The sequence below is a fragment of the Thermus tengchongensis genome, from assembly GCF_021462405.1.
GTDB lineage: Bacteria > Deinococcota > Deinococci > Deinococcales > Thermaceae > Thermus > Thermus tengchongensis.
This window is the reverse complement of the sequence record NZ_JAKEDU010000019.1, coordinates 1-17040: the sequence shown is the minus strand read 5'-3', so window position 1 is coordinate 17040 and position 17040 is coordinate 1. Positions and strand designations below refer to the sequence as shown.

19 protein-coding genes and 4 tRNA genes are annotated in these 17040 nt (G+C 65.5%); 12 read left to right on the top strand and 11 right to left on the bottom strand.

The features are described 5' to 3' along the window. Position 1 precedes the first annotated feature (1 nt). The 5 genes from tuf to L1087_RS12675 all read right to left on the bottom strand — a co-directional run bounded on the left by tuf (position 2) and on the right by L1087_RS12675 (position 1637). The gene (tuf, locus tag L1087_RS12695; protein WP_038040679.1) at positions 2-1222 is read right to left on the bottom strand and encodes an elongation factor Tu; all 1221 of its coding nucleotides are present in this window, start codon (positions 1220-1222) and stop codon (positions 2-4) included. Between the two features lie 66 nt (positions 1223-1288). Next, positions 1289-1364, bottom strand: a tRNA-Thr gene (locus L1087_RS12690). A 3-nt stretch (positions 1365-1367) separates the two neighbouring features. Then, positions 1368-1443: transfer RNA gene (locus L1087_RS12685), tRNA-Gly, on the bottom strand. 23 nt (positions 1444-1466) lie between these two features. Continuing rightward, positions 1467-1552: transfer RNA gene (locus L1087_RS12680), tRNA-Tyr, on the bottom strand. A gap of 9 nt (positions 1553-1561) precedes the next feature. Continuing rightward, a tRNA-Thr gene (locus L1087_RS12675) sits at positions 1562-1637 on the bottom strand. 70 nt (positions 1638-1707) lie between these two features. Between L1087_RS12675 and L1087_RS12670 the strand changes: the two genes are divergently transcribed. Beyond that, positions 1708-3003, top strand: coding sequence for an MBL fold metallo-hydrolase (locus tag L1087_RS12670; protein WP_234559249.1), 1296 nt, complete (start codon positions 1708-1710; stop codon positions 3001-3003). A gap of 97 nt (positions 3004-3100) precedes the next feature. On the opposite strand, the gene metF is transcribed toward L1087_RS12670, so the two are convergent. After that, the gene (gene metF / locus L1087_RS12665; protein ID WP_234559248.1) at positions 3101-4000 is read right to left on the bottom strand and encodes a methylenetetrahydrofolate reductase [NAD(P)H]; all 900 of its coding nucleotides are present in this window, start codon (positions 3998-4000) and stop codon (positions 3101-3103) included. A gap of 53 nt (positions 4001-4053) precedes the next feature. Between metF and L1087_RS12660 the strand changes: the two genes are divergently transcribed. The 3 genes from L1087_RS12660 to L1087_RS12650 all read left to right on the top strand — a co-directional run bounded on the left by L1087_RS12660 (position 4054) and on the right by L1087_RS12650 (position 6220). Next, on the top strand, positions 4054-4644 hold the full coding sequence (locus L1087_RS12660; RefSeq protein ID WP_234559247.1) for a nicotinamidase: 591 nt from the start codon (positions 4054-4056) through the stop codon (positions 4642-4644). 159 nt (positions 4645-4803) lie between these two features. Then, positions 4804-5427, top strand: coding sequence for a hypothetical protein (locus L1087_RS12655; protein WP_234559246.1), 624 nt, complete (start codon positions 4804-4806; stop codon positions 5425-5427). After that, positions 5417-6220, top strand: coding sequence for a histidinol-phosphatase HisJ family protein (locus L1087_RS12650; protein WP_135344009.1), 804 nt, complete (start codon positions 5417-5419; stop codon positions 6218-6220). The genes L1087_RS12655 and L1087_RS12650 overlap by 11 nt, the downstream gene beginning before the upstream one ends. On the opposite strand, the gene L1087_RS12645 is transcribed toward L1087_RS12650, so the two are convergent. From L1087_RS12645 to crcB, 4 genes are read right to left on the bottom strand one after another with little or no spacing between them, the layout of a single operon-like run. After that, positions 6196-6465: a hypothetical protein gene (locus L1087_RS12645; RefSeq protein ID WP_038040696.1), complete on the bottom strand. Its 270-nt coding sequence runs from the start codon at positions 6463-6465 to the stop codon at positions 6196-6198. The two genes, L1087_RS12650 and L1087_RS12645, sit on opposite strands and share 25 nt — an antisense overlap. 26 nt (positions 6466-6491) lie before the next feature. Further along, positions 6492-7094 carry a sulfite oxidase-like oxidoreductase gene (locus L1087_RS12640; protein ID WP_038040698.1) on the bottom strand — a complete coding sequence of 201 codons (603 nt, stop codon included), beginning with the start codon at positions 7092-7094 and terminating at the stop codon, positions 6492-6494. Positions 7095-7138: 44 nt separating this feature from the next. Further along, positions 7139-7471 carry a DUF190 domain-containing protein gene (locus tag L1087_RS12635; protein WP_038040700.1) on the bottom strand — a complete coding sequence of 111 codons (333 nt, stop codon included), beginning with the start codon at positions 7469-7471 and terminating at the stop codon, positions 7139-7141. Between the two features lie 4 nt (positions 7472-7475). Next, the gene (gene crcB, locus L1087_RS12630; protein WP_038043273.1) at positions 7476-7853 is read right to left on the bottom strand and encodes a fluoride efflux transporter CrcB; all 378 of its coding nucleotides are present in this window, start codon (positions 7851-7853) and stop codon (positions 7476-7478) included. Positions 7854-7873: 20 nt separating this feature from the next. On the opposite strand from crcB, the gene ribH reads away from it, so the two are divergent. Beyond that, complete coding sequence (ribH, locus tag L1087_RS12625) at positions 7874-8347, top strand: 6,7-dimethyl-8-ribityllumazine synthase (protein WP_135261077.1); 474 nt, start codon at positions 7874-7876, stop codon at positions 8345-8347. Here ribH and L1087_RS12620 read toward each other — a convergent pair. Further along, positions 8334-8738: a DUF4395 family protein gene (locus tag L1087_RS12620; protein WP_038040703.1), complete on the bottom strand. Its 405-nt coding sequence runs from the start codon at positions 8736-8738 to the stop codon at positions 8334-8336. The genes ribH and L1087_RS12620 overlap by 14 nt on opposite strands. A gap of 79 nt (positions 8739-8817) precedes the next feature. Here L1087_RS12620 and pgeF point away from each other — a divergent pair, with 79 nt between their 5' ends. The 7 genes from pgeF to L1087_RS12585 are packed head-to-tail and all read left to right on the top strand — an operon-like array spanning position 8818 to position 16901. Next, complete coding sequence (gene pgeF / locus L1087_RS12615; protein WP_038040712.1) at positions 8818-9543, top strand: peptidoglycan editing factor PgeF; 726 nt, start codon at positions 8818-8820, stop codon at positions 9541-9543. Positions 9544-9577: 34 nt separating this feature from the next. Beyond that, entirely contained in the window at positions 9578-10060 is a 483-nt protein-coding gene (locus L1087_RS12610; RefSeq protein ID WP_234559245.1) for a YqeG family HAD IIIA-type phosphatase, read from the top strand. Beyond that, positions 10057-12729 (top strand): type IV pilus assembly ATPase PilB, encoded by a 2673-nt coding sequence (pilB, locus tag L1087_RS12605; protein WP_234559244.1) that lies wholly within the window; start codon positions 10057-10059, stop codon positions 12727-12729. The genes L1087_RS12610 and pilB overlap by 4 nt, the downstream gene beginning before the upstream one ends. An 11-nt stretch (positions 12730-12740) precedes the next feature. After that, positions 12741-13829: a type IV pilus twitching motility protein PilT gene (locus L1087_RS12600; RefSeq protein WP_234559242.1), complete on the top strand. Its 1089-nt coding sequence runs from the start codon at positions 12741-12743 to the stop codon at positions 13827-13829. A 29-nt stretch (positions 13830-13858) separates the two neighbouring features. Beyond that, positions 13859-15268: an Asp-tRNA(Asn)/Glu-tRNA(Gln) amidotransferase subunit GatB gene (gene gatB / locus L1087_RS12595; protein WP_234559240.1), complete on the top strand. Its 1410-nt coding sequence runs from the start codon at positions 13859-13861 to the stop codon at positions 15266-15268. 5 nt (positions 15269-15273) lie between these two features. Next, entirely contained in the window at positions 15274-16275 is a 1002-nt protein-coding gene (gene purM, locus L1087_RS12590) for a phosphoribosylformylglycinamidine cyclo-ligase (RefSeq protein WP_135261082.1), read from the top strand. Further along, a complete protein-coding gene (locus L1087_RS12585) occupies positions 16272-16901 on the top strand; it encodes a histidine phosphatase family protein (RefSeq protein ID WP_234559239.1) in 630 nt (209 codons plus the stop codon). Before purM ends, L1087_RS12585 begins: the two co-directional genes overlap by 4 nt. The last annotated feature ends 139 nt before the right edge of the window (positions 16902-17040 follow it).

Sequence of the window (17040 nt, the reverse complement as noted above, 5' to 3'; positions counted from 1 at the left end):
CTCACTCCAGGATCTTGGTGACCACGCCGGCGCCCACGGTCCGCCCACCCTCCCGGATGGCAAACCTGAGGCCCTCCTCCAACGCCACCGGCTTGATCAGCTCCACCGTAAACGTCACATTGTCCCCAGGCATCACCATCTCCACCCCAGGAGGCAACTCCACCACCCCAGTCACATCCGTCGTCCGAAAGTAAAACTGCGGACGGTACCCAGAAAAAAACGCCGTGTGCCGCCCACCCTCCTCCTTCTTCAGCACGTACACCGAAGCCTCAAACTTCGTGTGCGGCGTAATGCTCCCAGGCCTCGCCAACACCTGACCCCGCTCCACCTCGTCCCGGCTTACACCCCGGAGCAGCAAACCCACATTGTCCCCAGCTATCCCCTCCGCAAGCGTCTTCCGGTGCATCTCCACCCCAGTCACCACCGTCCGCCGCGTCTCCGGAGCCAAGCCCACAATCTCCACCTCGTCCCCAACCTTCACCTTCCCACGCTCAATCCTCCCCGTCGCCACCGTCCCGCGCCCCGTGATCGTAAACACGTCCTCCACCGGCATCAAGAACGGCTTGTCCACGTCCCGCACCGGCGTCGGGATGTACTCGTCAATCGCGTCCAACAACTCCCAAATCTTGTCCACCCACTCGTTCTCCCCGCGCTTCGTCTGGGGATTCCGGTGCATCTGCTCCAGCGCCAACAGCGCGCTCCCACGAATCACCGGCACCTCGTCCCCAGGAAACTCGTACTGGTTCAAAAGATCCCGAACCTCCATCTCCACCAGGTCCAACAGCTCGGGATCGTCCACCATGTCCACCTTGTTCATGAACACCACGATGTACGGCACCCCCACCTGCCGGGCCAACAAGATGTGCTCCCGCGTCTGCGGCATCGGCCCGTCCGCCGCCGATACCACCAAAATCGCCCCGTCCATCTGCGCCGCACCCGTGATCATGTTCTTGATGTAGTCCGCGTGCCCCGGACAGTCCACGTGCGAATAGTGCCGCTTCGCCGTCTCGTACTCCACATGCGCCGTGTTGATCGTAATCCCACGCGCACGCTCCTCCGGCGCCTTGTCAATGTCCCCGTAGTCCTTCACCTCCACATTCGGGTTCTCCGCCGCCGTCACAAACGTCAAAGCCGCCGTCAACGTCGTCTTCCCGTGGTCCACGTGCCCAATCGTCCCCACGTTCACGTGAGGCTTCGTACGGACAAACTCGCCCTTGGCCATGGTTCCTCCTTCTTTTTGCACGCAAAAGCCGCCCTGGGGGCCTTAAGCCCAGGGCAGACAAAAAGATGGAGCTCGCGGCCGGGCTCGAACCGGCGACCTCACCCTTACCAAGGGTGTGCTCTACCTGCTGAGCTACGCGAGCTCGTGGAGCGGGAGACGGGACTCGAACCCGCGACCCTCGGCTTGGGAAGCCGATGCTCTACCAACTGAGCTACTCCCGCATGGGGTGTGCTGGGCACACCTTTGGTGGGCAGGGCTGGATTCGAACCAGCGAAGGCATACGCCAACGGTTTTACAGACCGTCCCCTTTGGCCGCTCGGGCACCTGCCCACGCCCACTTGGAGCCACCCAGGGGAGTTGAACCCCCAACCCCCCGATTACAAGTCGGGTGCTCTGCCTGTTGAGCTAGGGTGGCAGGACGGGGGATAGGACCCTGTCCGAGGGAATAGGCTAGCACACCCACAGGTGAGTGTCAAGATAAAGGCATGCGCATCGTACCTTTTGGCGCCGCTCGGGAGGTGACGGGAAGCTGCCACCTCCTCGTGGCCGAGGGCAAAAAGGTTCTCCTGGACTGCGGCATGTTCCAGGGGCGCGAGGAAGAGAAGAACCACGCCCCCTTTGGCTTTGATCCCCAGGCGGTGGACGCCGTGATCCTCACCCACGCCCACCTGGACCATGTGGGTCGCCTGCCCAAGCTCTTCCGCGAGGGTTACCGGGGGCCCGTCTACGCCACCCGGGCCACCTTGCTCCTCACGCGCATCGTCCTCGAGGACGCCCTCAAGGTCATGGAAACCCCCTTTTTTGGCGAGGAGGATGTGGAGGAAGCCCTCCGCCACGTCCGCCTCCTGGAGTATGGGGAATGGCTCAGGCTGGGGGACCTCACCCTCACCTTCGGCCAGGCGGGGCACCTTCCGGGAAGCGCTTTCGTGGTGGCCCAGGGGGAGGGCAAGACCTTCGTGTACAGCGGGGATCTGGGGAACCGCCAGAAGAGGGTCCTCCCCGACCCCTCCCCTCCGCCCAAGGCCCACCTGGTCCTCTCCGAAGGCACCTACGGGGACCGGCCCCACCGCTCTTTTCCGGAAACCGTGGAGGAGTTCCTGGCCATCCTGGAAACGACCCTGGACCGGGGAGGGAAGGTCTTCATCCCTTCCTTCGCCCTGGAGCGGGCCCAGGAAATCCTCTTCGTGCTTTACGAGAACGGCCACCGGCTACCCAAAGCCCCCATCTACCTGGACTCGCCCATGGCGGAGCGGGTGCTCCTCCTCTACCCCAGCCTGGTGCCCTACTTCAGCGAGGAAGTGCAGGCCTACTTCCTCCAGGGCAAGAACCCCTTCCGTCCTCGAGGCCTGGAAGTGGTGGAAAGCGTGGAGACCTCCAAAACCCTGCTCAGGGAGCCCGGGCCCATGGTGGTGATCGCGGGAAGCGGCATGCTCACCGGGGGGCGGATCCTCCACCACCTGAAGCACGGCCTTTCCGACCCCAAGAACGCCCTGGTCTTCGTGGGATACCAGCCTCGAGGGGGCCTAGGAGCCGAGATCATCCAAAGGCCCGAGCGTATCCGCCTCCTGGGGCAGGAGGTGCCCCTTAGGGCCAGCGTCCACACCCTAGGCGGCTTCTCGGGGCATGCGGGGCAGGACGAGCTCTTGGACTGGCTTATGGACCAGCCCCGGGTGCTTTTGGCCCACGGGGAGGAGGAGAAGCTTTTGGAGCTGGGCAAGCTCCTCGCCCTAAGGGGCCAGGAGGTGAGCCTGGCCACCCTGGGAGTGGGGGTAGAGGTCTAGGCACCCGTGTGCAAGGGTGACCCCATCGGCCAAAGCCGAAGCGGCGCGCCCCTGGTCTCTTGGGGGCCTCGGCGTGGCTTGGGCCACGACGGGGTACTTAAACCCCCTCCGACGTCCGGGCCCAGGGCCGGAAGCCCAGCCGCTCCAGGACCATGCGGGTGGCCGGGCTTTTGTTGAGGGTGTAAAAGTGCACTCCCTCCACCCCGGCCTCCAAAAGCTCCGCCACCTGGCGGGTGGCATGCTCCACCCCGATCTCCAGGATAGCCTTGGGATCCTCCTGGTGCTTTTCCAGCCTGGAAAGGAGGGGCCCGGGGATGCTGGCCCCGCAGACCTCGGTGAAGCGGCGGAGCTGGGTGTAGCTGGTGATGGGCATGATGCCGGGGAGGATGGGGATTTCTATGCCCACCCTCCTGGCCCTTTCCAGGAAGCCGAAGTAATGGGCGTTGTTGAAGAAGAGCTGGGTGATGGCAAAGTCCAGCCCCGCCTCCACCTTGGCCTTGAAATGGCGCAGGTCGGCCTCGAGGCTCGTGCTTTCCGGGTGACCCTCGGGGTAGGCGGCCCCGCCCACGGAAACCGCTTCCCCGTAGCGCTCGCGGATGAGGGCCACAAGCTCGGCGGCGTAGCGGAACCCCTCGGGATGGGGACGGAAGACCCTCTCCCCCTGGGGCGGGTCGCCCCGGAGGGCCAGGATGTTCTCCACCCCTGCCGCCACGAAGCGCTCCAAAACCCTTTCCACCTCCTTGCGGCTCTGCCCCGCCACGGTAAGGTGGGCGAGGGGCCGAAGGCCCAGGTCCAGGATGCGCTTGGCCCAGAGCACGCTCCGCTCCCGCGTGCTCCCCATGGCCCCGTAGGTGATGGAGACGAAGGCGGGCCGAAAGGCCTTGAGCTCCTCCATGGTGCGGAAAAGGGCCTCCTCCCCTTCCGGGGTCTTGGGGGGGAAGAACTCAAAGGAGAAAAGGGGCCCCTTGCGCGCCTTTAGGAGGTCCCGTATTTTCATGCGCTAGAGTGTAGCCCCTCCCCTCCCCCAGGTCAAGGTGGCAAAATAAGGGTATGATAGAGGTTCCGGAAATCCCCAAGGTGGAAAGCCTAGAGCTCCCCGCCAGGGAAACCGCCTTGATCGTGGTGGACATGCAAAACGATTTCGCCCACCCCCAAGGAGCCCTTTTCGTGCCCGAGGCCCCCAAAAGCGTCCCCGCCATAAGGCTCCTCCTAGAGAGGGCACGGCAGGCGGGGGTAAGGGTGGTCTACACCCAGGACTGGCACCGGGAGGATGACCCCGAGTTCCAGATCTGGCCCCGGCATGCGGTGGCGGGTACCTGGGGGGCGGAGATCCTGGAGGATCTCCGCCCCGAACCAGGGGACCTGATCATCCAGAAGGTGCGCTACGACGCCTTCTACGGCACCCCCCTGGACCACTACCTGCACCTTTGGGGGGTAAAGCACGTGGTGGTGACGGGCACCGTGGCCAACATTTGCGTGCTCCACACCGCTGGCTCCGCCGCTTTGCGCTGGTATCGGGTGGTCCTTCCTGAGGACGCCACCAGCGCCCTTACCCCCTTTGACCTCCAGGCGGCCTTACGCCAGATCACCTTCCTTTACCAGGGCAAGGTGACCCGGGCCGAAGGGGTGCGCTTTGTCTGAACCCCCGGCCCCTGTGATGGACTTGAGGCGCTCCAACGCGTGTCCCGTGGGGGATTTGGGGCCATGCCTTAAAGCCCAGGGCCTCTTGGGCGGAGAAACCCCGGCGCTTTCCGCCCGTGGCGGGCCCTGGCCCTGCCGTGGCCGCCGGGCTTGGTACCCATGGTGAACCCGGGATTAACCCCCTTGGCCCAGGCGGAAGGCCAAGGGGAGGTTCTTCTCCTGAGGCAGGCCCAGGAGCTGGGTTTCCCCGTAAAGGGGACCTGGGTGGTGGGGCTTTGGGAAGAGTTCGCCCGCCTCAACAACCTTGCCGAGCGCATCGGGAGGCTTTTTCAGGGGGTCTTTGGGGTGCGCATAGACGAGGAAAGGTTGCTGCTGGCGGCGGAGGAGGCAAAGCGGGCGGTGCGGGAAAGCTATCTCCTTCCCGAGCGGGCCGAGGCCTTCCTGGAAGCCCTTGGGGGCAGGGGGCCCTTCCTTGTGCGGCGGGCAGGGGAGGGAGTCTACCACCCGGCCCAGACCCCAAGGGAGGCTCTTTTCGCCCTAAAGCGGCTTTGGGCGGAGGCCTTCCGGGTGGAAGCCATCCTGGAACGCTACCCCGCCCTTCTTCCCCCACCCCCAGCCCTGACCGTTCTGGTGCAGGAGGTGACCACCCTCCCTCCACCCGAAGGAGGGCTCCTGGAGGATCCCTTCCTCTCCCTGGACCTATCCCAGGCCCTGGGGCAAAAGGTGGTCGCCTACACCTGGGAGGGAACCCTTCTTCGGATAGAATCGGCACGTGGTGGATAGCCACGTCCACACTCCTCTTTGCGGCCATGCCCAGGGGGCCCCGGGGGAATACCTGTTTTACGCTCGGAAAGCCGGGCTAAAGGGAGTGGTCTTTACCGACCACAGCCCCATGCCCGCTTGGTACGACCCCCAAAGCCGCATGCGCCTCGAGGCCCTGCCCTTTTACCTCCTGGCCCTGGAGAAAATCCGGGAGGATCACCCGGATCTTTACGTGGGGATCGGCCTCGAGGCTGACTTCCACGAGGGCACGGAGGAGTTCGTGCGCACCCTGCTTAAAGGCTACCCCTTCGACTACGTGATCGGCAGCGTCCACTACCTGGGGGCCTGGCCCCTGGACCATCCCGACCACCAGGAGGAGTACACCTGGCGGGACCTGAAGGAGATCTTCCAGGCTTACTTCCAGGAGGTGGAAAAAGCGGCAAGAAGCGGCCTCTTTCACGCCATCGGCCACCTGGACCTGCCCAAGAAGTTCGGCCACCGCCTTCCGGAGGAAGCCCTTGTGGAGCTGGCCGAACCTGCCCTCAGGGTCATCGCCGAGGAGGGGCTTAGCCTGGACGTGAACACCTCCGGGCTCAGGAACCCAGCGGGAGAAATCTACCCGGCCCCCGCCCTCCTCCGCCGGGCGCAAGAGCTCGGCATCGGGGTGGTCCTGGGCTCCGATGCCCACCAGCCCCACCAGGTGGGCCACCGTTTTCCCCAGACAGCGGACCTCCTTATCGACCTAGGATACCGGGAAGCGCTCTACTTCCAGCAGGGAAAGCCTGTGGCCTACCCCCTGTCCAGGGCGTCGTAGATCGGCTCCCGCAGGGAGCCCAAGTCCAGCTCCTCCCGGCTTCCCCCTGCCGCCTCATAGGTCCGCACCGCAGCCAGAAGCCGGGAAAAAGCCTCGGCGCAGGGATCGGGGGCCGGGGCTTCGTACTCCATGAAGGTCACCCGCTCGTACTCTGAGCCATACTCCATCTCCTCGCCCGCCACGCACTCCCGGTAGCGCCGCAAAGCCTCCTCCACATCCAGGCGAGCCCGCTCCAGGGGGGTCATGCTCCCACCTCCTTAGCCTGATTGTATCAAGGTTTCTTACTGCGGAACCTGAGGCTTGCGGCGGGAACAGGCCCCTCCTGGAAGCGCTCTTCCCGCCAGGGATCCCCCCGCCAGTGGTACCCGAGCTTTTCCCAAAAGCCCAGCTCCAGGTGGTCCAGAAGCTCTATGCCCCGCACCCACTTGGCGCTTTTCCAGGCGTAGAGGTGGGGTACCAGGAGGCGCACCGGGCCTCCCCTTTCAGGAGGCAGGGGCTTGCCAAAAAGGGTGTGGGCCAGGAGGACATCCTCCCGCAGGAGGTCCTCCAGGAGGAGGTTGGTGGTGTAGCCCCCGTAGCTGTGGACCAGGGCGGCCACCGCCTCGGGCTTGGGCCTCGCCCTTTCCAGGAGGTCCTTCACTCGAACCCCCTTCCACGCCACATCCAAGCGGCTCCAGCGGGTGACGCAGTGGAAGTCCCGGGTTACCTCCACCTGGGGCAGGGCCAGGAGTTCGACGTAGGTGAGGGCGAGGGGCGCCTCCACCAGGCCGAAGAGCTCAAAGCGCCACGCCTCTGGAGCGATCCGGGGTTCTTCCCCGTAGGTGAGGATGGGGAAGCGCTCGGTGATGATCTGCCCCGGTGGTACCCGCTCCATGGTCTAAGGGTACCTTGGCCCCCAAGGGAAGAAAGGATTCTGGATCACCGGCTTTGGTAGCGGATGACCTCCACCTTCTCCAAGGTGACCAGGCCCTCCTTCACCATCTCGTCCAGTACGGGCAGGAAGGCCCGGATCTTCTCCTCGGCGTCCACGATCTCCACCATCACCGGCAGGTCCTCGGAAAGCTGAAGCACCTTGGCGGTGTGGATGCGGGAGTGGGCGCCGAAACCCATGAAGCCCTTAAACACCGTGGCCCCCGCCAGGCCCTGGCGCTTGGCCTCGAGGACGATGGCTTCATAGAGGGGCCTTCCCCCATGCCGGTCTGACTCTCCCACGAAGATGCGCAGGAGCTTGGCCTCCCCTTCCAGCTTCATACCCCTAGGCTACCAGGGCCCCGCCCAGGCGGTAGCCCAAAAGCACCAGGAGGAGGCCCAGGAAAACGCTGGCCAAAACGTACACCAAGGCCCTCCCTACCTCACCGTCCTGGAGCAGGGCCAGGGTCTCGTAGCTAAAGGTGGAGAAGGTGGTAAACCCCCCCAACACCCCCACCGCCAGGAAGAGGCGCCCTTCCCCGGAAAGGGCCCCCTCCAGGGACAGGCGGATCACCACGCCGATGAGGAAACTGCCCAGAGCGTTGATCAAGAGGGTGCTATAGGGGAAGCTGGGGCCGGTAAGGACCTGTACCCAGGCCCCAAGCCCATAGCGCAGGGCGGAGCCCAAAGCCCCGCCCAAGGCCACCAGGAGATACCGCTCCACCCCCAAAGTATATTGGGGCCATGAAGCCCAAGACCCTCTCCCCCATCCTCACCGCCAAAGGGGTACGCCTGGCCATCGCCGTGGGCCGCTTCAACGAGCGGGTGACCAAGTTGCTTCTGGAGGGGGCCCTCGAGGCCTACGCCCGCCTGGGCGGGGACCCTGGAGAGGTCCTGGTGGCCTGGGTGCCGGGTTCCTTTGAGCTGCCCCTGGTGGCCAAGCGCCTGGCCCTGCGCCCCGACGTGGATGCGGTGGTGGCTTTAGGGGCCGTGGTGCGGGGGGAAACCCCCCACTTCGAGTACGTGGCCGCCCAGGCGGCCAGCGGCCTCATGCAGGCCATGCTCCAGACGGAAAAGCCCATCGTCTTCGGCGTCCTCACCACCAACACCCCGGAGGAGGCCCAGGAAAGGGCCGGGGGCAAGGCGGGGAACAAGGGAGCCGAGGCGGTCTTCACCGCCATCGAGATGGTGCGGCTTCTGGAGGCTATTTCCCGGTGAAAAGGGCCCGGGCGTAGCGCAGGTGCAGGTAGAGGAAGCACCCCAAGCAGAAACCGAAGGCCAGGTTGATGAAGGCTAGGAAGGCCACCAAAAGGGCTAAGGCATAGCCCACCCCCTTGAGGCCCAGGAGGAGGAAAAGGGAGGCCAGCCCCAAAAACACCGCCCCCAAGGTGCGGGCGAAGCGGTGGGGCCTGGGGTCCTCCTCCACCAGCCTAGCGGGGATGCCCAGAGCCCGCTTCAGGGCCACCATCAAGTCCCAAGGGGTATGTTGGCTGGCCATCAGGAGGAAAAGGAGATAGACCAAAAGGGGAAGGTCCAAAAGCGCTGCCAAGGGCAAAAGAAGGGTAAGCAACACCTGGTTGAAGCGGAGCTGGTTCCGGTCCGTCCTCATGGGGTTATAGTATACGCCTGAGCCTATTAAGAATAGGGGTAAGGGCACGCTTTGCGGAACCCCAGGGCACAATAGAGCCATGGTTCCCCTCCTCACCACTCCACTACCCGTGCCCCATGGCTTCACCACCCGCCTGGGTGGGGTGTCCCAGGGGCCCTTTCAAAGCCTGAACCTCTCCGCCGCCACCGGGGACGACCCCGAACGGGTGGCCGAGAACCAAAGGCGGGTCCTCTCTCGATTCGGCCATCCCCCCGTGGCCGGGCTCAAACAGGTACACGGCACGGAGATCCACCTGGTGGAAGGCCCCGGGGTTTGGGAAGGGGATGGCCTCCTCACCCGCACGCCGGGCCTCCTCCTGCGGGTGGGGGTGGCGGACTGCTACCCCCTCCTCCTCTACCACCCCCAAGGGGCTGTGGCCGCCCTGCACGCAGGCTGGCGGGGGGTGGTGGGAGGCATCCTGCCCAAAGCCCTGGCCCTTCTGGACGGTCTGGGCCTAGACCCAAAGGAAGCCCACCTGGCCATCGGCCCCGGCATCGGGGGCGGGTGCTACCAGGTGGGGGAGGAGGTAGCAGGGGTTTTCCAACAGGCCGGCCTGCCCACCTTCACCCCCGATCCCAAGGCCCCTGGCAAGTACCTTCTGGACCTGGAGAAGGCCCTTCTTTTGCAGGCGAAGCGGGCGGGGCTGAAGGAAGAGCGCATCTACCGGGTGGGCCTATGCACCCACTGCGAGCCCACCCTCTTCTCCCACCGCCGGGACCAGGGAAAAACGGGGCGGATGTGGGGGTTGGTGATGCTTCCCCGTTAAGGGGCCCTTCACCTGCCCGTGCCAGAATAAGGCTATGCTCTTCCCGCGGGCGGTCCTTCCCTCCCTCCTTCACCTCACCCCGGAGTGGCTCAGGGCTCGAGGCCTGAAGGGCGTCATCCTGGACCTGGACAACACCCTTCTGCCCTACGGGGAGGAGGAGATCCCTTCCGACCACCGCACCTGGCTGGAGGGGTTGAAGGCCGAGATGCCCGTCTACCTCCTCTCCAACGCCCTGCCCGAGCGCTTCGCTAGGGTGCAAAAGGCCCTGGGCCTCCCTGGCCACGCCCCCGCCCTGAAGCCCTGGCTAGGCTTCCGAAAGGCTCTGCGGGCTCTAGAACTACCCCCCTCTCAGGTGGCGGTGGTGGGGGACCAGATCTTTACCGACGTGCTGGGGGGCAACCTGGTGGGGGCGTACACCGTTTTGGTGCCCCCCTTGCGAGAAAGGGAGTTCTTTTACACGCGTTTCATACGGATGTTGGAGACTCCATTCAGGAAGCCACGGGGAGGATTGGGATGAGCGTGCTCACCATCGGAGACAAGCGGCTAGGGGCCATCCTGTTGGATGCCGGCCTCCTCACCGACGAGGAGCTCCAGATGGCCCTGGAAAAGCACCGGGAGGTGGGGGGTTCCTTGGCCGAGGTCATCGTGGACTCGGGGCTCCTTTCTGAAAGAAGGATCGCCCAGGCCATCGAGGACCACTTCGGCATCCCCTTGGTGGAGCTTCACACCCTGGAGATCCCCCCCAAGGTGAAGGCCCTCCTGCCGGCAGAGAAGGCCAAGGAACTCCAGGCCATCCCCTTCGCCCTGGACGAGGAGGCGGGGGTGGTGCGGGTGGCCTTCGTGAATCCCTTGGACACCTTGGCCCTCGAGGAGGTGGAGGACCTCACCGGGATGGTGGTGGAACCCTACCAGGCCACCAAGAGCGCCTTCCTCTATGCCTTGGCCAAGAGCTACCCGGAGCTCGGCCTACCCCTACCCCCTCCCCCCAGCGGCCCCAGTCGGGAGGAGCTGAAGGTGGGCGAGCTTTTGGTGCAAAAGGGCCTTTTGGACCGAAACACCCTGGAGGAAGCCCTGGTGGAGCAGGAAAAGACCGGGGATCTCCTGGGCCGCATCCTGGTGCGCAAGGGGCTACCCGAGGAAGTTCTCTACCGGGTTTTGGCGGAGCAGAAGGGAATGGAGTTTCTCCCCTCCACCCAGGGCCTATCCCCCGACCCCGCCGCCGCTAACCTTCTCCTGCGCTCGGATGCCCTGCGCTACAGCGCCGTGCCCGTTCGGTTCAAAAACGGGGAGGTGGAGGTGGTCCTCGCCGACCCCCGGCATAAGGAAGCGGTGGGGGAGCTTTTGGGCCAGCCCGCCCGCTTCCTCCTCACCCCCCCCAAAGAGTGGGAGTCCCTTTTCCACCGGACCTATCCGGAGAAAAGCCGCCTGGGGGAGGTCCTGGTCCAGGAGGGTCGCCTGAGCCGCGAGGATTTAAGGGAGGCCCTCGAGGTGCAAAGGCGCCTACCTAAGGCCAAACCCCTGGGGGAGATCCTGGTGGAGCTGGGCCTGGTCCGGCCCGAGGACGTGGAGGAGGCCCTGAAGAAACAGCGCCAAGGGGGAGGGCGCCTCGAGGACACCCTGGTGGCCTCGGGCAAGCTCAAACCCGAGGCCCTGGCCCAAGCGGTGGCCGCCCAGCTGGGCTACCCCTACATCAGCCCCGAGGAGAACCCCCCGGACCCCGGCGCCGCCCTCCTCATCCCCGAGGACCTGGCCCGGCGATACGGGGTCTTCCCCCACCACCTGGAGGGCAAGACCCTGGTCCTCCTCATGAAGGATCCCCGGAACATCCTGGCCCTGGACGACGTGCGCCTGGCCCTGAAACGCAAGGGCTTGGCCTACGAGGTGGTGCCCGCCGTAACCACGGAGGCCGCCATCACCAAGCTCATCGAGCGCTTTTACGGCAAAGAGGAGCTGGGGGAACTGGCCAAGGAGCTGGCCAAGGGGTACCAGGAAGAGGAGGAGGCTTCCGCCCTTTCCGAGCTGGACGAAAGCGCCGCCCAGAAGTTTGTCAAGCAGGTGATCCGGGAGGCCTACCTGCAGGATGCCTCTGACATCCACATAGAACCCCGGCAGTCGGATGTGCTGGTGCGCCTCCGCATCGACGGTACCCTGCGCCAGTACACCACCCTGCCCAAAGGGGCTCTAAACTCCGTCATCAGCGTGGTCAAGATCATGGGCGGCCTCAACATCGCCGAAAGGCGCCTACCCCAGGACGGGCGGGTGCGCTACCGGGAAGGTTCTATCGATGTGGACCTTCGCCTCTCCACCCTGCCTACCGTCTACGGGGAAAAGGCGGTGATGCGCCTCCTGAAAAAGGCCGCCGACATCCCGGAGATCGAAGGGCTAGGCTTCGCCCCCGGGGTCTTTGAGCGCTTCCAGGAGGTGATCTCCAAACCCTACGGCATCTTCCTCATCACCGGACCCACCGGAAGCGGCAAGAGCTTTACCACCTTCTCCATCCTCAAGCGCATCGCCACCCCCGACAAGAACACCCAGACCATCGAGGACCCGGTGGAGTACGAGATCCCCGGCATCAACCAGACCCAGGTGAACCCCCAGGCCGGGCTCACCTTCGCCCGGGCCCTTAGGGCCTTCTTGCGGCAGGACCCCGACATCATCATGGTGGGGGAGATCCGGGACTCGGAAACCGCCAAGATCGCCACCGAGGCCGCCCTCACCGGCCACCTGGTCATCGCCACCCTGCACACCAACGACGCCGCCCAGGCCATCACCCGCCTGGACGAGATGGGGGTGGAGCTCTTCAACATCTCCGCCGCCCTCATCGGCGTTCTTTCCCAGCGCCTGGTGCGGAGGATCTGCGACCGCTGTAAGGTGGAGGTTAAGCCCGACCCCGAAGTCCTCCGGCGCCTAGGCCTTTCCCAAGAGGAGATCCGAGGGGCCAAGCTCTTTAAAGGCATGGGGTGCGAGCGCTGCGGGGGCACCGGCTACAAGGGCCGCTACGCCATCCACGAGCTCTTGGTGGTGGACGACGAGATCCGCCACGCCATCGTGGCGGGCAAGTCGGCCACGGAGATCAAGGAGATCGCCCGCAGAAAGGGCATGAAGACCCTGCGGGAAGACGGCATCTACAAGGCCCTCCAGGGGATCACCACCCTCGAGGAGGTTCTGGCGCGCACCATCGAGTAAAGGAGGCTGTTATGGCCAAAACGCCCGACATCGTGGACCTCTTGACCCTGGCCGTGGAGCGGGGGGCCAGCGACCTGGTGATCACCGTGGGCCTCCCCCCCATGATCAAGGTGGACGGGGAGTTCCACCCCACGGAGTACGAACCCCTCTCCCCCCAGGACACCCGCCGCCTCATGTACGCCCTCATGGACGAGAAGCAACAGCGCATCTTTGAGGAGGAGAAAGAGCTGGACTTCTCCTTCAGCCTCCCGGGCAAGGGGCGCTACCGGGTCAACGTCTTCCTGCAACGGGGAAGTGTGGGAGGAGTCTTAAGGGTGGTGCCCGCCACCATCAAGAGCTTTGAGGAGCTGGGCCTCCCCAAGAGCATCGCCGAGATCGCCATGGCCCCCAGGGGCCTGGTCCTGGTCACGGGGCCCACCGGGTCAGGAAAGAGCACCACCCTGGCCTCCATGATCGACTACATCAACGAGCGCAAGCCCGTGCACATCGTGACCATCGAGGATCCCATAGAGTTTTTCCACAAACACAAGAAGGCCATCATCAACCAGCGGGAGATCGGCTCCGACACCCACAGCTTCCACAAGGCCCTAAGGAGCGTCCTCCGCCAGGCCCCGGATGTGATCCTGGTGGGGGAGATGCGGGACTACGAGACCATCGCCGCCGCCATCACCGCCGCCGAGACCGGGCACCTGGTCATGGGCACCCTGCACACCAACTCCGCCCCCGAGACCATCGACCGCATCATCGACGTCTTCCCGGAGAACCAGCAGGAGCAGGTGCGGGTGCAGCTTTCCAACAACCTGGTGGCGGTCCTCACCCAGCAGCTCCTGCCCAAGGCCTTCGGGGGCGGGCGGGTCTTGGCCTACGAGCTCATGATCGCCACCCCTGCGGTAAGGGCCCTGATCCGGGAGGGCAAGAGCCACCAGCTTAGGAGCGTCATCCAGACCGGGGGCCAGTACGGGATGATCACCATGGACGCCTGTCTGGCGGACCTTTACCGGCGCAAGCTCATCACCTACGAGATGGGCCTCTCCCGGGCGGTGGACCCCAAGGAGTTCATGCGCCTGGCGGGGGTGCAGGAAGGGGCCAAGCGCCCCTGAGGCAAAGGGCAGCTGGTAAACTTTAGGCCATGTACGAGGCGGTCATCGGCCTCGAGGTCCACCTGCACCTGAAGACCCGGACCAAGGCCTTCTGCGGCTGCGAGGCGGACTACTTCGGGGCAGCCCCCAACACCCACACCTGCCCCGTCTGCCTGGGCCTCCCCGGGGCCCTTCCCGTACCCAACCAAAAGGCGGTGGAGTTCGGCCTCCGGCTCGCCCTGGCCTTGGGAAGCCAGGTTCCGGAAAGGCTCCTCTTCCACCGCAAGAACTACTTCTACCCCGACCTGCCCAAGAACTACCAGATCAGCCAGTACGACCTCCCCCTGGGCCAGGGGGGGCACCTCCCCTTAGGGGAAAGAACCGTGCGCATTAAGCGCCTCCACCTGGAGGAGGACGCGGGGAAAAGCCTCCACCTGGAGGACCGCACCCTCTTGGACCTGAACCGGGCGGGAAGCCCCCTCATCGAGCTGGTTACCGAGCCCGACCTAAAAACCCCTGAGGAGGCCCGGCTCTTCCTCCAGCGCATCCAGGCCCTGGTCCAGACCCTGGGCATCTCCGAGGCCAGCCCCGAGGAAGGGAAAATGCGGGCCGATGTGAACGTTTCCGTGCGCCGCGCCGGGGAGCCCTTGGGCACCAAGGTGGAGATCAAGAACCTGAACTCCTTTAAGAGCGTGCAACGGGCCCTGGAGTACGAGATCCGCCGCCAGACGGAGATCCTGAGGCGGGGGGAGAGGGTCAAGCCCGCCACCATGGGCTTTGAGGAGGGAAGCGGCAAAACCTACCCCATGCGCACCAAGGAGGAGGAGGCCGACTACCGCTACTTCCCCGAGCCCGACCTCCCCCCGGTGCCCATCTCCCAGGCGTGGCTGGAGGAGATCCGCCAAAGCCTGCCCGAGCTCCCCTGGGAGAAGGAACGGCGCTACCTGGCCCTGGGGATCAAGCCCCAAGACGCCGAGGTCCTGGCCTACACCCCCGCCCTGGCCCGCTTCCTGGACCGGGCCCTGGCCCTGGGCCAAGCCTCCCCCCAGGCCCTGGCCAACTGGCTCTTGGCGGACGTGGCTGGGCTTCTCAACGAGCGGGGCCTTGCCCTGGAGGAGACCCGCCTCACCCCGGAAAGCCTTTCCCGGCTGGTGGCCCTCTTCGAGCGGGGGGAGATCACCAGCCGGGTGGCCAAGGGCCTGTTGCCCGAGGTGCTGGAGGGCCTGGACCCCGAGGCCCTGGTGCGGGAGCGGGGGCTAAGGGTGGTGGCGGACGAGGGGGCCTTGAGGGCCGTGGTGGAAGAGGTCATCGCCGCCATGCCCGAGGCTGCGGAAAGCGTGCGCCAGGGGAAGCTCAAGGCCCTGGACGCCCTCTTGGGCCAGGTGATGCGCAGGACCAAAGGCCAGGCCCGTCCCGACCTGGTGCGGAGGCTTCTCCAAGAAGCCCTTGGGGTAGGATAGGGCCGATGCGCTACGAGGAGGCCGGGGTCCACATCGAGGCCAAAGCCGAGGCCCTAAGGCGGGCCAAGGAGGCCATCGCCGCCACCTATACGAAAGAGGTCCTTCGGGGGCTTGGGGCCTTCGGGGGGCTTTTCGACGCCAAGGCCCTCACGGGGATGCGCCACCCCGTCCTGGTGGCCACCACCGACGGGGTGGGTACCAAGACCCTCCTGGCCCTCGAGGCGGGGGACGTCTCCGGCTTGGGCTTTGACCTGGTCAACCACTCGGTGAACGACCTCCTCTGCCAGGGGGCTACCCCCCTCTTCTTCATGGACTACCTGGCGGCAAGCCGCCTGGAGGAGGAAGTGCTCTCCGCGCTCCTCTCCTCTCTGGCCCAAGCCTGCCAGGCTCTGGGTATCCCCCTCCTGGGCGGGGAAACCGCCGAGATGCCCGGGGTCTACCGGGAGGGGGCCTGGGACGTGGCAGGCACCCTGGTGGGGGTGGTGGAGAAGGAGGAAATCCTCGGCCCCGAGCGGGTCCGGGAAGGGGATATCCTCCTGGCCCTCCCCTCCTCTGGCCCCCACACCAACGGCTACTCCCTGATCCGGAAGGTAGTGGAGGGGATGGACCTTAACGCCCCCGTCCCCGAGCTGGGAGAAAGCCTCAAAGAGGCCCTCCTCCGTCCCCATCGGGCTTACCTGCAGGAGTTTAGGCGCCTTAAGGAGGCGGGGGTGGAGCTCCACGCCCTGGCCCACATCACCGGGGGGGGCCTTGCGGAAAACCTCCCCCGCGCCTTGCCCGAAGGCTTGGGGGCCGAGATCCGAAAGGGAAGCTGGCCTATCCCTCCCATCTTCCCCTACCTGCAACGCCTGGGAAACATCCCAGAGGAGGAGATGTACCGGGTCTTCAACATGGGCCTGGGGCTCGTCCTGGTCCTGCCGGAAGGGGAAGCCCAACGGGCCCAGGCCCTGGTGGAAAGCTTCCCCGTGGGGCGGGTGGTGGCGGGCTCCGGGGTTCGGCTGGTATGAAAGAGATCTGGCTCATCCGCCACGGCGAAACCGAGTGGAACGTCAAGAAGCGCTTTCAGGGCCACCTGGACGTACCCCTGTCCCCTGCGGGGATCGGACAGGCTTTCCGCTTGGCTCAGCGGCTCTCGCGAAGCCAGCTCCCTTTTGATGGGCTCTTCTCCTCCGATCTTCGCCGAGCCCGGGAGACCGCCGAACCCCTGGCCGCGGTGCTGGGCCTGCCCCTGAAGACCACGCCCCTTTTGCGGGAAATCGACGTGGGCGTTCTCGCCGGCCTAAGCCGGGAGGAAGCGGAAACGCAGTACCCTGAGTTCATCCGGGCGGCCCGCGAGGACCCTTGGCACACCCCCCGGCCTGGGGGGGAAAGCATGGCCGACCTGGCCCGGCGCCTGGAGGTTTTCCTTGAAAGCCTCCCGGCTGGCCGGCACCTCCTGGTGACCCATGGGGGCGTAATCCGCGCCGCCTTGAAGATGGCCCTGGACCTCGAGGGCAACGCCTGGCGGCGCTTCCACATCCCCAACACCTCCATCACCCGGATCCTTCTGCCCGAGCGGGAGGTCCTCGCCGTTTCCGATAGCGCCCACTTGGAAACTTGGGCCGACTGGCTTTCCGACGAAAGCATCAAATGATACCACCCCACGCGGACTTTGTCCGCGTGGGGGCCCCGGTGAAAGGGTATCCAAGGCCCCCGCCAGGTGGGGGAGGTTTCAACAGTAAGGAGTATGAAAAACCCCCAGGCATAAGCCTGGGGGCTGGAGGTGGAGCGGG

What these genes read in the sequence shown, in the direction of transcription:
- tuf (WP_038040679.1), bottom strand. Translation starts at nt 1,222, where the DNA reads ATGGCCAAGGGCGAGTTTGTCCGTACGAAGCCTCACGTGAACGTGGGG.
- L1087_RS12670 (WP_234559249.1), top strand. Translation starts at nt 1,708, where the DNA reads ATGCGCATCGTACCTTTTGGCGCCGCTCGGGAGGTGACGGGAAGCTGC.
- metF (WP_234559248.1), bottom strand. Translation starts at nt 4,000, where the DNA reads ATGAAAATACGGGACCTCCTAAAGGCGCGCAAGGGGCCCCTTTTCTCC.
- L1087_RS12660 (WP_234559247.1), top strand. Translation starts at nt 4,054, where the DNA reads ATGATAGAGGTTCCGGAAATCCCCAAGGTGGAAAGCCTAGAGCTCCCC.
- L1087_RS12655 (WP_234559246.1), top strand. Translation starts at nt 4,804, where the DNA reads ATGGTGAACCCGGGATTAACCCCCTTGGCCCAGGCGGAAGGCCAAGGG.
- L1087_RS12645 (WP_038040696.1), bottom strand. Translation starts at nt 6,465, where the DNA reads ATGACCCCCCTGGAGCGGGCTCGCCTGGATGTGGAGGAGGCTTTGCGG.
- L1087_RS12640 (WP_038040698.1), bottom strand. Translation starts at nt 7,094, where the DNA reads ATGGAGCGGGTACCACCGGGGCAGATCATCACCGAGCGCTTCCCCATC.
- L1087_RS12635 (WP_038040700.1), bottom strand. Translation starts at nt 7,471, where the DNA reads ATGAAGCTGGAAGGGGAGGCCAAGCTCCTGCGCATCTTCGTGGGAGAG.
- ribH (WP_135261077.1), top strand. Translation starts at nt 7,874, where the DNA reads ATGAAGCCCAAGACCCTCTCCCCCATCCTCACCGCCAAAGGGGTACGC.
- L1087_RS12620 (WP_038040703.1), bottom strand. Translation starts at nt 8,738, where the DNA reads ATGAGGACGGACCGGAACCAGCTCCGCTTCAACCAGGTGTTGCTTACC.
- pgeF (WP_038040712.1), top strand. Translation starts at nt 8,818, where the DNA reads ATGGTTCCCCTCCTCACCACTCCACTACCCGTGCCCCATGGCTTCACC.
- L1087_RS12610 (WP_234559245.1), top strand. Translation starts at nt 9,578, where the DNA reads ATGCTCTTCCCGCGGGCGGTCCTTCCCTCCCTCCTTCACCTCACCCCG.
- pilB (WP_234559244.1), top strand. Translation starts at nt 10,057, where the DNA reads ATGAGCGTGCTCACCATCGGAGACAAGCGGCTAGGGGCCATCCTGTTG.
- L1087_RS12600 (WP_234559242.1), top strand. Translation starts at nt 12,741, where the DNA reads ATGGCCAAAACGCCCGACATCGTGGACCTCTTGACCCTGGCCGTGGAG.
- gatB (WP_234559240.1), top strand. Translation starts at nt 13,859, where the DNA reads ATGTACGAGGCGGTCATCGGCCTCGAGGTCCACCTGCACCTGAAGACC.
- purM (WP_135261082.1), top strand. Translation starts at nt 15,274, where the DNA reads ATGCGCTACGAGGAGGCCGGGGTCCACATCGAGGCCAAAGCCGAGGCC.
- L1087_RS12585 (WP_234559239.1), top strand. Translation starts at nt 16,272, where the DNA reads ATGAAAGAGATCTGGCTCATCCGCCACGGCGAAACCGAGTGGAACGTC.